The following is a 15,169-nucleotide window of genomic DNA, read 5'->3' as shown; positions in this document are numbered from 1 at the left end:
AGTGGTCAGAGAGGCAGGATCACATGCATATGAAAAAGTTAATTAGCGCGGGCTTCTTGGGCCTCGCTCTATCGACATCAATACCGGCAATTACTGCAGCCGAAAACCTTCGGGTCATGAGCGGTTCAACATCACGCAGTTTAAATGTCGCAATCAACAGGGCGGTCGTTGTCGAAAGCGACAGTCCTTTCGCAGAAATCTCTGTGGCAAATCCGGGGATTGCTGATATTGCAACCCTTTCAGATCGCACGTTGTATGTACTTGGTAAAGCTCCAGGACGTACAACGCTGACCCTTCTTGGGCCAGAAGGTCGTCTTATTACAAACGTTGAGGTACATGTCGCACCAGATGTGGCCGAATTTAAAGAACGGCTGCGCGAAGTCCTTCCAGGTGAAAAAATCGAAGTTCGCACCGCAAATGACGGCATCGTCATGAGTGGCGTAGTTTCGAGCATCACCAAGCTGGATCGTGCTCTTGATCTTGCAGAACGTTATGCACCTGATCGGGTATCTAACCTGATGACAGTCGGTGGCTCGCATCAGGTCATGCTAAAAGTACGTTTTGCAGAAATGAGCCGTAACGTTAGCAAAGACCTATCTGCAACCATTGGCCTGACTGATATCAGTGGCCGTCTAACAGGTACTATCGGTACTGGCACAGGCAATGCTGGCATTGGAGACTCGAATAGAGGCAGAGGTGCGCTAGGCTTAGGCTACACACGTGGTGGCCTAACAGCAAGTATTGCTATTGAAGCCTTGGAAAGCAAAGGTTTGGTGCGTACTTTGGCCGAGCCAAATTTAACTACTCTTTCTGGTCAAGAAGCATCCTTCCTAGCAGGTGGTGAATTCCCAATCCCAGTTTCTGATGGTGATGGTGGAATCGAGGTAGAATTCAAGCAATTCGGTGTTGAATTGAAGTTTCTCCCAACTGTTCTTGATGGAGATATAATTAACTTGAGACTGAATACAGGCGTCAGCGCGCTGAGTGATATTGCATCTATTCAAGTCGGACAATTAGCTATACCAGGCTTAAGCTCTCGTACAAGCTCTACAACAGTAGAGATGCGTGACGGGGAAAGCTTTGCGATTGCCGGGCTTTTGCAAGATGACTTCCGTGATGCGAAAGGACAAGTGCCATGGTTAGGTGATATGCCAGTCCTTGGAGCTTTGTTCCGCAGCGTCGATTATTCGCGCCGTCAGACTGAACTGGTCGTTATTATCAGCGCGCATCTGGTATCGCCTAAACGTGGTGATGCTTATGTTGTAGCGACTGATCGGGTACGCCCACCAAGCGAGCGCGACTTGTTCCTGAATGGCAGATTGTCACGAGATGTTAATCTTGGTGGCGCAACAGGTGAAGTAGCACGTCAGGACTTTTCTGGTTCCTACGGCTATGTGATGGAGTGAGACAAATGTTAATAACGAAAAGCAAAATCGCACTTCTGACAGCAATATCCTTGAGTGTTGCAGCCTGTAGCGATAATGAAGCTGGTGCCGACCTGGATGAGGGCGGCTTCGGCAACCCCACGATGAACAACACTCTTGTCAACACTGGGCAGCTTTCTGTTGCTCAGAACCTGACACGGCGGTTCGCAAGTGAGGTGCCTTCAACAGTGAACTTTGCATTCAATAGTGCAACGCTCGATTCAAACGCACGTGCTGCACTTGTTCAGCAGGCGAACTGGATCAAACAGTTCCCTGAAGTCCGGTTCCGTGTTTATGGTCACACCGACCTTGTTGGGTCAAATGGCTATAACAAGTCACTTGGCTTGCGTCGGGCGCAAAATGTCGTTGCATTCTTGTCAAGCCAAGGCATCAGCCGCTCCCGTCTTGAAGCTGTCGCTTCATTCGGCGAAACGCAGCCATTGGTTGTAACGCAGAATAAGGAACGCAGGAATCGCCGGACAGTTACTGAGGTTTCTGGATTCGTGGGCAAGGGCGGATTTGGCCTTGATGGTAAATATGCCGCACTTGTTTACCGGAAATACGTCAATACCGGTAGCGATAGCGGCACAGGTCAGGTTGTTACGAGCGGAGTGGTCGCGGAATAGAAACATTCCTCATATTTTCGCCATTTCTGCCGTAATCTTGCCTAGATTGCTAAGCATTCTTAAGAAATGAAAGCCAAATCCCCGAGCTTCGGGGATTTGGTGTTTTTGGAAGAAACATTTGCTCGGGCATGTAGTTGCTTTATTATATGTCTGACAGCTCACAACGCCTGGTCCTTTACGGATCATATGGGGATTTTAGGCATGAACAGTAACTTAGCGTTAGATTCTGAACCTACTCCAATTATTGCCTGCACTGTTGCGCGGGATGTGCAGAACTTTGATCTGTTAATCGAAGATATGGAAGCCGAGCTTGGCGAGGGTTGGGGCGATCTCAATTTCGACGATGCCGCCGAGTTTTTGAAGCAGCCCGAAGCATCTGATCTGAAATTTATTGTTGTTGCGGTAAATGATGATGATGAAGGCGAACTTACTGCTATTGGTGATCTGATCACCGAGGCTAAGAAAATGGGGCTGAAAGTGATTTTGATCGCTGAAGAAGTCTCGCCGATTGCTCTGCATCAACTTTTGCGCCTTGGGGCCGACGATTTTGCACCCTACCCCCTACCCGAAGGTGCACTGCATGAAGCTATTGAACGTGCTAAGACACCTGCCCCTGTTATACCGACAGGAACAAATTTAACTGATCAAGCCACGTCTACCGGCCCAGCGGGCGGTCGTGACGGTGTCATTTTCCCAATACATGGACTGGCCGGTGGGGCTGGCAGCACCACATTAGCCGTAAATTTGGCTTGGGAACTTGCCACATTGGAAAAGAATTCTGATGTAAAGGTCTGCCTGATTGATCTCGACTTCCAGTTTGGCTCAGTCTCGACATATCTCGATCTTCCACGTCGTGAAGCTGTTCTTGAGATGATTACCGACACTGACACAATGGATGACGACGCCTTCCGGGCGACGTTGCTGACATTCAATGACAAATTGCACGTCTTGACGGCTCCACCAGAAATATTGCCGCTTGATATTATATCGCCCGAAGGCATCGATAAACTGATCAAGACTGCGCAGCGACAATTCGACTATGTTGTAATTGACATGCCAAGTGCGGTTGTTCAGTGGACAGAGACAGTTCTTTCAAATTGCCATGTTTACTTTGGCGTATTGGAACTCGACATGCGTTCAGCGCAAAATACTTTGCGTTTAGTACGTGCGTTGAAAGCCGAAGACCTTCCTTACGAAAAAATCCGCTATGTGCTAAACAAAGCGCCCAAATTTACCGATATGACCGGTAAAAGCCGCGCAAAACGTATGGCGGAAAGCCTGGACATAGATCTTGAACTCCATATGCCAGATGGTGGCAAACCGGTCATGGAAACATGTGACCATGGTCTGCCCCTTTCTGAGACAGCTGGAAAGAACCCATTGCGTAAAGAAATCAACAAGCTCGCGGTATCTCTACACGACGTCAACCAAGCTGCTGAAGCAGGATAACCTGAGGTAACAATATGTTTGCAAGATACAAAAAGACATCTGATGCTGCACCTGCTCAGAAGCCCACTCCGGTCGCTGAAGTTGCCCCAAAAAAACCAACTGCGCGTAAAGCTGAAGTTTCGCCCGGCGAAGTAGCCGTCAAGGATAAAGAGCTAAAACGTCGCCAAAGGCTCGAGGAAGTTAGATCCAACTTACACCACCGCCTTTTGGACAACCTGAATCTAAGTGCCCTTGAAAATGCACCAGAATCTGAGCTGAAGGCAGAAATCGTTTCGATCTGCGCCGAGGGGCTTGAGGAAATGTCCGTCGTCCTCAACAAAGAGGAACGGCAGACACTACATTCTGAATTGTTTGACGAAGTTACAGGTCTCGGACCGCTTGAACCACTTCTGAAAGACGACGAAGTTAACGATATTCTGGTCAACGGACCCAATCGCGTCTTTGTAGAACGCGATGGCGTCCTAAGCCTGACCAATACGCGGTTCAAAGATGAAAAGCATCTACTGCGCATCATTGATAAAATTGTGTCTGCTGTTGGCCGACGTGTGGATGAATCAAACCCATATGTCGACGCCCGTCTCAAAGATGGCTCGCGTTTTAATGCAATGGTACCCCCAATTGCTGTCGATGGGTCCTTGGTCTCAATTCGGAAATTCAAGAAAGAAAAGCTCGGCATTGATGACTTGGTTAATTATGGCGCGTTCTCCGAAGAAATGGCAGCCTATCTCCAAGCTGCGGTGGCCTGTCGATTGAATGTCATTGTGTCCGGCGGTACGGGTTCTGGTAAAACAACAACACTGAACGCTTTGTCATCGTTCATCGACAACTCTGAACGTATCCTGACGATTGAGGATACTGCAGAACTTCAACTCCAGCAGGTTCATGTGGGTCGGATGGAAAGCCGCCCACCGAATGTAGAAGGCAAAGGTGCTGTAACCCAGCGTGATTGTCTTAAAAACGCCCTGCGGATGCGCCCAGACCGCATCATCGTAGGGGAGACACGTGGCGAAGAAGTTATCGACATGCTTCAAGCTATGAACACCGGCCACGATGGTTCAATGACAACAATCCACGCCAACTCAGCCCGTGATGCGACCTCGCGTCTCGAAAACATGATTGCTATGGCTGGGATCGAAATGCCGATCAAAGCTGTTCGCGCACAGATTGCTTCCGCTGTGAACCTGATTGTTCAGGCATCCCGCCTACAGGATGGCTCACGTCGTATGGTCTCAATCACAGAAGTAACTGGCATGGAAGGTGACGTGATCTCGATGCAGGAAATCTTCCGCTTTCAGCGGTTAGGTCTGCACCCGGATGGCAAAATCATTGGTCAGTTCACCCCAGCTGGTATGCGTTCTGCCTATTCGGAACGTTTCAAACAGTGGGGCTATGACTTGCCTGCTTCTATCTACGAACCCCTTGCGGCGGAGTAACCGAACATGGAATTCAGTTTTGAGCCAATCCTTTACGGCATAATTTTTGTCGCAGTCCTTGTGCTGATCGAGGGGATCTACCTTGTCTTTTTTGGTAAATCTATCAGCCTGAACAGCAAGGTAAACCGCAGGCTGGACATGATCCAGAAGGGCGGGAACCGCGAAAAGGTACTGGAACAGCTCCGCAAAGAGATGAACCAGCATATGAATGCTGGCGGTATTCCGCTCTATTCCATGCTGGCAGACAAGGCATTGCGGGCGAATATCGCATTTTCTCCCAATGCTCTTATCGGTATTATGGCGGTCTTGTCCGTTTTAGTTTTCGGGATGTTGAGCATTGCGACAGATGCAGGCCTTGGCGTGCGGTTGCTGATAGCTGCGGCCATGGGCGTTGGTGGTGTCTATGTCTGGGTAAACAACAAAGCAAAAAAGAGGATCGCGATGCTGGAAGAGCAGCTTCCAGACGCAATCGAGCTTATGGTGCGGTCGCTTCGTGTGGGCCATCCTTTTTCGTCAGCGATCAATGTTGTCTCAAAAGAAGTCCCCGATCCATTGGGGACAGAATTCGGTGTTATTGCGGATGAGGCTGCCTATGGGCGGGATATTTCTGAAAGCCTGAAACACCTTGCTGAACGTATGGACATGCAGGATTTACGCTTTCTTGCAGTTGCTGTGACCATTCAGCAGACATCAGGTGGTAACCTGGCAGAAATTCTTCATGGCTTGTCGCAGGTTATACGTGCCCGGTTCAAACTGTTCCGCCGCGTTCGCGCCATCACCGCCGAAGCAAAATGGTCCGGTATGTTCCTGTCTGTGTTCCCGATCTTTGCACTGATTGGCATCAACGTCCTTCAGCCGAACTACTATGATGGCGTAAGAGAAACCCCATATTTCATACCTGCATGTATCGTTGTAGGCGTTTTCTTGGTTATAAATGTGATTTTCATGAAAATCATGGTCGATATCAAAGTCTGAGGTCAGAACATGCTTGAAACAGTAAATACATTCCTGATCGATATTTTCGGTCCTCTTGGACCAGTGTTTGGTGTCGGATTCCTTGGTCTTTTATTGATCTTGTTGGCAATTCCAGCGATCATGAATCAGCGCCGCGACCCAATGGATCGGTTGCGGGACCAAACCAAAAAAACAAAGGCAAGCGGCTCCTCAAAGGGTTTACGCTCGTCGAACCGTGGAACAGATAAGCTTGAAAAATATGCAAGCTTTCTGGAGCCGCAGAACGAAAAAGAACTTGCAGGAACACAGCTGAAATTGCTTCAAGCTGGTTATAAAGACAAATCGGCGGTTCGCACTTTCCATTTTTTCCAGTTCATTTTCGGCATTGGGTTCATGTTGCTGGGCCTTATGTTTGTTCTGTTCCTTGCTAGCGATGATATGTCTGTGCCGGCTATGGCGCTCATCATCTTAATCCCAAGCATGGTTGGTTATTTTATACCAAAATACTGGATCGAGCGCCGCAGGAAGGCGCGCGAAGATGAAATTGTGCGTGGTTTCCCTGATGCCCTTGATCTAATGCTTGTGTGCGTTGAGGCTGGTCAGTCTCTTGACCAGTCGATTGTACGTGTTGCAACGGAAATTCGCACAGGCTTTCCAGCACTTGCAGACGAATTTGATCTTGTGGCTTTTGAAATGAAAGCGGGTAAGGATAGGGTAACTGTCCTTAAAGACATGGCAGAGCGTGCCGGTGTTGCTGATGTATCGTCTTTTGTTACTGTTCTCGTGCAATCAGCTACATTCGGTACATCCATTGCAGAGGCTTTGCGCGTCTTCGCAGCAGAAATGCGGGATAAGCGGGTGATGCGAGCCGAAGAAAAGGCTAACGTCCTTCCAACAAAACTAACCTTGGGCACAATGATGTTCACGGTTCCACCGCTGCTGATTATTCTAGTTGGCCCATCCGTCTATGATGTTGTACAAAACCTGAATACACTAAGCGGTGGTGGCTAGGTTTATTCATGCGGGTGTGGGCAAGTAGCGCTTTTTTGGCTACAACAATTTGGTTAACTGGATGCGCAGAAACAAACCCTCAGCTTGATGCTGAAGGTAATCCTTTTGCACCATATGGCTCGGTTGCTCGGCTAGAATCCGTAGATGGCCTGATTGTAGGGCACCGCCTAATGGAGGCGGGACAGTATGAGCTTGCATTGAAAGCCTATCTTCGCGCAGCCAGCGAGAAAGGCCTCAATGTTGATGTGCTCAGTGCCTTGGGTTCTGCCAACCTCAGACTAGGGCGAATGGGCCAATCTGAGGACTTGTTGCGCAAGGCTATCAAAGTAGATCAAACCTTTGTCCCCGCTTGGAATAATCTGGGTGTTGTCCTTATGGAAACTGGCCAGGTTGCTGAAGCATCCAGAGTTTTTAAGACCGCTTTTGCCTTGGATAGTGGCAATTCAGACGAGATACGCGAAAACCTGCGCATGGCGCTATCAAAAATTGAAAATCCTGCGTATACTACAGAAAAAGAAGATAACAACTTTGGCTTGGTAAGACGTGGAAACGGGCGCTATCTGCTTCTTCGAACACCATGATCAAGGGAAATAACGAGCGGTAGAGGAAAAAATGTCCCAGATCAGAGCAGGAATGCTGTGCTTTGTAAGCACAGTCGCATTAGTAGCTTGTGGAACAAGTGATGATGCAGACGTAAGTCGCGCATTGAAAGATATAAAAGTAGGCGACGAAACAGGTATCGATAGCATCATGTTATCCTCGGCGGACCCTGGGGAAGCTGTAAATCATTTCAGAAAATCTCTGGCAGAAAACCCGGATGATATAAAACTGCAACGCAACCTTGGTAAATCTCTTCTTCGGGCAGGGCGCGCAACAGAGGCAAGTGTAATCTGGTCTAAAATTGTGGAACGCCCCGAAGTCACAAACGAAGATCGGGTGAGCTATGCAGACTCACTCATCCGGATGAGTGAATGGGAACGTGCGACAGCGGCGCTAAACACTATACCACCCACATATGAGACATATGAACGATATCGGCTTGAAGCCGTTGTTGCTGACGCCAACAAGCAATGGAAAAAGGCGGATAGTTTTTACGAAATTGCAGCAGGTCTGACGACACAGCCCGGAAATGTTTACAACAACTGGGGCTACTCAAAGCTGACACGTGGTGATTATAAAGATGCCGAACGTCTTTTTGGCGAAGCAATCACCTACGCGCCTGAACTGTTTACTGCGAAAAACAATCTTGTCTTGGCACGTGGTGCGCAGAAAAATTACACTCTTCCAATTATTCAGGTGAGTCAGGAAGAACGAGCGCAACTTCTTTATACAATGGCCCTAACAGCTGTAAAACAAGGTGATGTGAATACGGGCAAAAACTTGATCCAGGATGCTATAGACACGCATCCTCGACATTTTGAGGCCGCTTCAAGATCACTTGAAAAGCTGGAAAATAGCTGACCGATGGGAACAAGTGTTGCGACGGCGATCTGGTTTTTACCATTCGTAATTCCTATAGCGATATGGGTCGCCTGGAGCGATATAAGCACGATGAAAATCCCGAACTATGCTGTCCTGGCATTGGTCGGGGTTTTCCTTGTGATCGGTTTGGTAACGCTGCCCCTGCCTGATTATGGTATGCGTCTCATACATTTGATTGTCGTACTGTTTGTGGGCTTCATATTGTCTTCATTGGGCGCATTGGGTGCCGGTGACGCAAAATTCGCCGCCGCTATGGCACCGTTTATTGCCCTTCAAGATGTTTTAAACTTCATCTTCATCTTCGCTATTTGTATCTTTTTTGCCTTTGTAACGCATCGTCTGGCACGTATGATGCCTTTCATACGCCGGTTGACACCGGATTGGGCAAGCTGGACAAGTAAACGACATTTCCCACTTGGCTATCCGCTTGCTCTAAGTTTGGTCGTGTACCTTATTCTGGCAGCAACAGTTTAGATCTTCTCATATAGTGTATAAAGAGACGTCCGCCTGATCTCTTTGAATTCCACATCTTCCAACTCATTCAGCTCATCCAGAATGGAGCCAAATGTCAGCAAGCTGTTCGTGCAGCTTGGAATAATCAGATAGTCTGCGTTATCGAGCCCTGACAGGTTTTTATAGTACCACGGTGCAGCGCCTTTGGTCGGTTCAAGATCACCGAACATCCATAGCCCGCTAAACGTGTCAGCCACAAACACCGATTTCCCATTGCTCAGGTTTGCATCATCCAGATCTTCGGCCATGGCACGAATAACGCCAATCAGCCCCAATTCCTGTGAGCAGCTTGGTAAAACCTCATCGCCAAATTTGAAGATTTCGACCTCATCGTCCTTTGCATTCAGAAATGCAAAATTTGGCTCGGTAAAGCTGCGCCTTTGCGTAGTATCAACCTGCAAGACACGAAGCTCTGGTGTGAAGAAATCGTTATGCGGTGCGGTCGCGAATGTAGGAATGAATAACTCTTCATTCACTTGAAAATGGCGCATCGTACTGAAGGTCATATTGAGGAACGAAGGGGTAATGATAACTGCGCACGCTAGGGCGATCGCATTCATACTTGGCTTGCTCGATGTGAGGAAAAGCATGGTAGCCAAAAGCAGAAGCCATTTTGGATCATTGCCGTAGTTTTGGAAGGTCACATAGACAAACGCGGGTGCGAGCAAAAGCAGAATTACGCCCATGTCCGGGTCATCACCCTGACGTATGAGAATAATGGCTGCCAACAACAATAAATTGGCCAAGGCAAATCGAGGTGCCAGAAGCAACTGGGATATATCTGCGCCAGGCCTTGGGCGCACCTCATTACCCAGCATTGCAAGGAGGTCGCCAATATATGCTTGCCAAAACTCAATGCCGCCGAACACAGTCACAAGAACGAATGCCGCCATCATGACAACCAGCCCTACACCCAAAGCCCGCCATTGCCGGCGCAAAGCCAGAGCCACCAGAATTGCTGGTGAGAAGGCAAGAGCATAAGTCACTTTGCTCAGAACGAAGAAGGCCATCGCCAAACCGAGGATAACCCCGTCCGCGACGAAGGAATTTGCGTTTCGCGGTGGTATTGCGGCGATAAGAACACTGATGAACACCAATGCCCAAGCCCAGCGATTATAATGCATGGAAACCGAAACGCTTACATCAGGCCCGCCAAAAATTAGGGCAAGAGTCATTGCAATGATCAGCCCGCCTAACCCAAAAGCCACAAGTCTGGGCAAGCGGGACACACCAAGCCACCAGACCATGGGCAGAATGGCTAAAGCGACAGCGATTTGACCAAGAAGAATCGATGTCCCGACGCCAAAACCAGCCCAGATAAAGATGACTATTGGCAGGAAAGACAAGATTCCCAATGGCGTCATGAAATCGAAATGAGGCCATTGACCAAGCTCCATCCGGAGTAAAATTTCGGTCAGATGCAGCACATCCCCTTCATGTGCGTACACGAACAATCCACCCTTCGCGAGCGTGATTCCACCGAAAATCGTAACCAATGCCAATAGATAGACAAGAAAAAGCCATTTATCTGCCTTGTTCATGTCAGAAGCCCCGTATTGTTTTTATCACTAAGATACACGCTAGACTGCTCATGGAATGCGGACCAGTTTTTGTTGTTTGGAAGGCAATATAAAGGTAAACTTCCGATTAACTACTAAGGTTCTGGCATAACAAGGTGAACCAGATGAATATGCATGCTTCTGCCGGTGTTTTTGCACCAGCACCACCCAAAACACTCGAAGATACAGGGCTCAGCATCGTAATGATGCGGGATATCCTGCTCAAAACTGTATTTCGCAAGAATCTTGAAACAGTATCTGAAATGTCAGAGGCGATCAAACTCTCGATCCCTCTCACTCAGCAATTGGTTGAGATCACCCGTGAGCAAAAGCTTATCGAAGCACAAGGTACACTGCACGCCGGCTCTGGCTCGGAAATGGCATTCCAGTTGGCAGATGCAGGCAAGGCCCGCGCGCTGGATGCGCTGAGCCAGTCAGAATATTATGGCGCCCTGCCTGTACCGCTTGAGATGTACAAAGAGCAGGTCAAACGCCAGTCAATCCGCAACATTCAAATGACGCGCGACAGACTGCTTGGTTCAATGCAGCACCTGATCCTGCCGGAACATCTGCTTGAGCATCTTGGCCCTGCGGTAAGCTCTGGACGTTCTGTCTTGCTCTATGGCCCTCCGGGTAACGGTAAATCATCAATTGCTAACGGTATTCGGGACGCCTTGGGCGATCTGATCTATGTGCCACAATGTATTGAATATGCCGGCCAGGTTGTCACACTCTATGACCCGATCGTGCATACTCTGGTTGAAGATGCTGATCAACAAACCGGAAGCAGCTTGCGCCGCACAGACAATCGCTATGACAAGCGCTACCTGATTTGCGAACGCCCCACGGTTATGACCGGTGGTGAATTGATGCTCAGCATGCTTGACCTGAACTACAACGCGACCTCGCGGACGTATCAGGCCTCATTGCAACTGAAATCAACCGGCGGCGTATTTATCGTGGACGACCTTGGTCGTCAGGAAGAACCTCCACAGGCACTGATCAACCGTTGGATTGTTCCTATGGAAGCAGAATACGATATTCTGACTCTGCAATCGGGTGAGAAATTCGAAGTGCCATTTGACACGCTTGTTGTGTTCTCGACCAACTTCCACCCTAACGAGATGTTCGACGGCGCGGCCTTGCGGCGTATTTTCTTCAAAATCAAGATCGACGGTCCGACACAGGAAGAATTCCTAAAAGTCTTTGCCATGGTTGCGAAGAAGAAGAAGGTTCCACTGGACGAGAATACGTTGATTCACCTTTTGAAGGTGAAATACCCAACCATCGATAACCTTTACGCGAACTACCACGCCAACTTCCTGATTGATCAGATGATTGCCGTTTGCGAATATGAAGGCATTCCCTATCAGATGAACCCTGACTTGGTCGACCGCGCCTGGGCGAACATGTATGTCACGGACGAGGTCATCAAACACTAATGAAAATTGCACCGGTTGGCATCGCAGGATGTGGCCGTATGGGGGCGCCAATGTTGGGCGCCCTTTTGCATGGGGGCTTTGAGGCACGAGGTCTGGACATTCGGCCAGTCAGTGAGTTTGGCGAACTTGCCCCATCAATGACAAATGATCCTGCCACGTTCATACGCGGCCTAAAGACCCTGATCACAGTTGTACGTGATATTGATCAGACCGAAGATGTTTTGTTTGGTGCGCAAGACCTATTGGCACGGGCCGATAGCTTGCAAACGCTGATCATCAGCTCGACTCTTTCACCACGCTATGTGATTGATTTGCGTAGGCGTATCCCAGACCATATCAGCTTGATCGACGCGCCAATGTCCGGCGCACAGGTGGCCGCGGAAAATCGGGCCCTGTCTTTTATGCTGGGGGGTGACAGCGCTGCACTTGACGCGCACCAACCGCTATTTGCAGCTATGGGTCAGCATTTCCATCGCATGGGTCGGTACGGGGCAGGTATGCAAGCCAAGGTTCTGAACAACCTCTTAGCCGCATCCCATACGGTCATGACACGGCTGGTACTGGACTGGGCAGATATGGCCGGACTTGATGAGCAGCGCGTGTTGGACTTGATCCATACATCATCCGGTCAGAATTGGCTGGCGTCCGGTTTTAACCAGATCGAATTCGCACGGGACGGAATTTCGGACGACAACTCAATTGGTATTCTGTTCAAAGATGTCGCAAGCGCGTTAGATGCAGCGCCGGAGGATGCGGATACCAACCTGCCAGAGGCCATTCAGGCAGCAATATCAAAACTCAAACCACGCCCATAGCTTGATGAAATCAATCCAGCTTTGACCTATATCCCTTCGTATGAGCACGCTTCCCGCCCTCTTATCAAACTGGTTCACCACACGGGGCTGGTCTATCCATCCCCATCAGCAGGACATGCTGGATCACAGCAAGGCACCATCTGTGCTTTTGATTGCCCCCACCGGCGGCGGTAAAACAATGGCAGGGTTTCTGCCAACACTGGCTGAGTTGCATGAAACACCGCGAAAAGGGTCACACACGCTTTACATCTCGCCGCTCAAGGCGCTGGCGGCTGATATAAAACGCAACCTGCGCACCCCGGTCGAAGAGATAGGTTTACCGATCCGCATCGAGGACCGCACTGGCGACACAACCCAAACCCAGCGTCGCAAACAACGGGCAGACCCGCCTCATATCCTGTTAACGACACCTGAATCCCTTGCACTGTTGCTCAGCTATGAAGATGCGCCACGCATTTTTAATGGCCTGCAACGGGTGATCGTCGATGAGATTCATGCACTGGCTGAAAGCAAACGAGGCGATCAACTGATGTTGGGCCTGTCGCGGTTGCAAACCTTAGCACCTGATTTGCGTCGCGTTGGTTTGTCGGCAACTGTAGAAGACCCGAAAGCCATTGCTGATTTCCTATCTTGCCACCCTAAACCTGCAAAAATCCTTACCGCAGACCCAGGCCCTGACCCCGATATTTCTATGCTGGCAACGCAAGAGCCACCCCCTTGGTCCGGCGGCGGCGGAAAATATGCCATCCCTGCCGTATTGGATCAGGTCAGCCAACACAATACGACGCTAATCTTTCACAATACCCGCGCTCAGGCAGAGTTATTTTTCCACAACCTCTGGCTTGCTAACAAAGATCAACTTCCCATCGGCATTCATCATGGCTCTTTGGCCCGCGAACAGCGCACCAAGGTTGAACAGGCAATGGTCAATGGCGCGTTGAAGGCCATTGTTTGCACCGGCAGCCTTGATCTTGGCATCGATTGGGGGGACGTTGATCTGGTCATTCAAATCGGCGCCCCCAAAAACGTCAAACGGCTGGTCCAACGCATTGGCCGTGCAAATCATCGCTATAACGCCCCGTCCAAGGCCCTGCTCGTTCCGGCGAACAGGTTCGAAATTGTCGAATGCAAGGCTGCGCTTGATGCGGTTAAAGCGCATACGCTTGATGGTGATCCCCGCCCCCGCGGCCCCCGCGATGTACTCTGCCAACATATCCTGATCCGTGCCGCTTCCGGGCCATTTGACGCCAATCAGCTTTATACAGAGGTCAAGAGTGCAGGCCCCTATACCAATCTGACGCCAAAAGATTTTGAGACGTGCCTGGAATTCTGCACCACGGGCGGTTACGCTCTTCGCGCCTATGACCGCTATCAGCGCCTCATCCAAAGAGACGGATTATTGCAACTGCGCGACCCGCGCACCGCTTCGCAGATACGGATGAATATCGGCACCATCATCGATACGGAAACCCTCAAAGTGCGGCTGAAAGGCCGCATAGGCGGCACTCCACTGGGCGAGATCGAAGAAAGCTTTGCCGCCACCCTGACCCCTGGCGACACCTTTCTGATGGGGGGGCAGATCGTCCGCTATGAAGGGCTGAAAGAGATGATCGTCGAGGTCACCCGCAAAGCCTCTGACAGACCAAAGGTTGCTGCCTTCTTGGGCACGAAATTTGCCACATCCACTCAATTATCCGACCGGATTCTCGACATATTCCAGCAAGACAATTGGTCAAATCTGCCTGATCACACAGCGCAATGGCTGAGTTTGCAAAGAGAACGTTCTAAACTACCCCAGAAAGGTCGGTTGCTGATCGAAAGCTTTCCCCATGATGGACATGCGAACACTGTTGTCTATGGGTTTGCAGGCCATAATGCGCAACAAACCCTTGGCCTGCTTTTGACCCAACGGATGGAACAGCAAGGCCTCGACCCATTGGGCTTTGTTGCCACGGATTATGCGACACTGATCTGGGGACTAAAGCCGCTCACCGACCCTGCCCCATTGTTTCACCCAGAGAACCTACGCGAAGGGCTTGAGATCTGGCTGGCCGGGAACGCAGTTATGAAACGCACTTTCCGCGCATCTGCTATTATCAGTGGGCTAATTGACCGAATGACGGTTGGTAAGCGGAAATCCGGGCGACAAGCCACGTTCTCCAGCGATATTCTGTATGATACCTTGCGCAAATATGACCCGGATCACCTGATGCTCGACATCACGCAGGAGGAAGCCATGAAAGGCCTGATCGCTTTTGGCCGGATTGAGAAAATGGCCCGCCGGACAGCAGGATCAATCGACTTGCTTACACTCGACCGCATCACGCCCCTTGCAGCGCCCTTGTTTCTGGAGCCTAGCCGTGTCCCTGTCAAAGGCGCAGGCGAGGAGCGCCTTCTGGCGCAAGAGGCGCAACGCTTGATGGATATAGCAGGTCTTAAATAACTACTTGCGCTGGCTTGT

At 49.9% G+C, this 15,169-nt stretch carries 13 protein-coding genes; 12 read left to right on the top strand and 1 reads right to left on the bottom strand.

Annotation, left to right across the window (positions count from 1 at the left end; genetic code table 11):
- The first annotated feature begins 23 nt into the window (after positions 1-23).
- From ACZ1HF_RS16985 to ACZ1HF_RS16945, 9 genes are all read left to right on the top strand, one after another.
- The gene (locus ACZ1HF_RS16985; protein WP_472658617.1) at positions 24-1,406 is read left to right on the top strand and encodes a type II and III secretion system protein family protein; all 1,383 of its coding nucleotides are present in this window, start codon (positions 24-26) and stop codon (positions 1,404-1,406) included.
- Between the two features lie 5 nt (positions 1,407-1,411).
- Complete coding sequence (locus ACZ1HF_RS16980; RefSeq protein WP_472658616.1) at positions 1,412-2,050, top strand: OmpA family protein; 639 nt, start codon at positions 1,412-1,414, stop codon at positions 2,048-2,050.
- A gap of 201 nt (positions 2,051-2,251) precedes the next feature.
- On the top strand, positions 2,252-3,499 hold the full coding sequence (locus ACZ1HF_RS16975) for an AAA family ATPase (protein ID WP_472658615.1): 1,248 nt from the start codon (positions 2,252-2,254) through the stop codon (positions 3,497-3,499).
- 14 nt (positions 3,500-3,513) lie between these two features.
- Positions 3,514-4,932 carry a CpaF family protein gene (locus ACZ1HF_RS16970; protein WP_472658614.1) on the top strand — a complete coding sequence of 473 codons (1,419 nt, stop codon included), beginning with the start codon at positions 3,514-3,516 and terminating at the stop codon, positions 4,930-4,932.
- Between the two features lie 6 nt (positions 4,933-4,938).
- Positions 4,939-5,907 carry a type II secretion system F family protein gene (locus tag ACZ1HF_RS16965; protein WP_472658613.1) on the top strand — a complete coding sequence of 323 codons (969 nt, stop codon included), beginning with the start codon at positions 4,939-4,941 and terminating at the stop codon, positions 5,905-5,907.
- Between the two features lie 9 nt (positions 5,908-5,916).
- On the top strand, positions 5,917-6,897 hold the full coding sequence (locus ACZ1HF_RS16960; RefSeq protein WP_472658612.1) for a type II secretion system F family protein: 981 nt from the start codon (positions 5,917-5,919) through the stop codon (positions 6,895-6,897).
- 35 nt (positions 6,898-6,932) lie between these two features.
- Positions 6,933-7,478, top strand: a complete 546-nt coding sequence (locus ACZ1HF_RS16955; RefSeq protein ID WP_472658611.1) for a tetratricopeptide repeat protein — start codon at positions 6,933-6,935, stop codon at positions 7,476-7,478.
- A 31-nt stretch (positions 7,479-7,509) separates the two neighbouring features.
- Positions 7,510-8,358, top strand: a complete 849-nt coding sequence (locus tag ACZ1HF_RS16950; protein ID WP_472658610.1) for a tetratricopeptide repeat protein — start codon at positions 7,510-7,512, stop codon at positions 8,356-8,358.
- Positions 8,359-8,361: 3 nt separating this feature from the next.
- Positions 8,362-8,853 carry an A24 family peptidase gene (locus ACZ1HF_RS16945; RefSeq protein ID WP_472658609.1) on the top strand — a complete coding sequence of 164 codons (492 nt, stop codon included), beginning with the start codon at positions 8,362-8,364 and terminating at the stop codon, positions 8,851-8,853.
- On the opposite strand, the gene ACZ1HF_RS16940 is transcribed toward ACZ1HF_RS16945, so the two are convergent.
- Entirely contained in the window at positions 8,850-10,433 is a 1,584-nt protein-coding gene (locus tag ACZ1HF_RS16940) for a hypothetical protein (protein ID WP_472658608.1), read from the bottom strand. The genes ACZ1HF_RS16945 and ACZ1HF_RS16940 overlap by 4 nt on opposite strands.
- Positions 10,434-10,576: 143 nt before the next feature.
- On the opposite strand from ACZ1HF_RS16940, the gene ACZ1HF_RS16935 reads away from it, so the two are divergent.
- Genes ACZ1HF_RS16935 through ACZ1HF_RS16925 form a run of 3 tightly spaced genes read left to right on the top strand, consistent with a single transcriptional unit; the run spans position 10,577 to position 15,151 of the window.
- Complete coding sequence (locus ACZ1HF_RS16935) at positions 10,577-11,893, top strand: ATPase (RefSeq protein ID WP_472658607.1); 1,317 nt, start codon at positions 10,577-10,579, stop codon at positions 11,891-11,893.
- Positions 11,893-12,708: an NAD(P)-dependent oxidoreductase gene (locus tag ACZ1HF_RS16930; protein ID WP_472658606.1), complete on the top strand. Its 816-nt coding sequence runs from the start codon at positions 11,893-11,895 to the stop codon at positions 12,706-12,708. The genes ACZ1HF_RS16935 and ACZ1HF_RS16930 overlap by 1 nt, the downstream gene beginning before the upstream one ends.
- 40 nt (positions 12,709-12,748) lie before the next feature.
- Positions 12,749-15,151 (top strand): ligase-associated DNA damage response DEXH box helicase, encoded by a 2,403-nt coding sequence (locus tag ACZ1HF_RS16925; protein WP_472658605.1) that lies wholly within the window; start codon positions 12,749-12,751, stop codon positions 15,149-15,151.
- Positions 15,152-15,169 lie beyond the last annotated feature (18 nt).

It is taken from the genome of Litoreibacter sp. GN1-5 (genome assembly GCF_055693805.1).
Note: the sequence above shows the minus strand (reverse complement) of the source record. Positions and strands in the feature narration are given on the sequence as shown.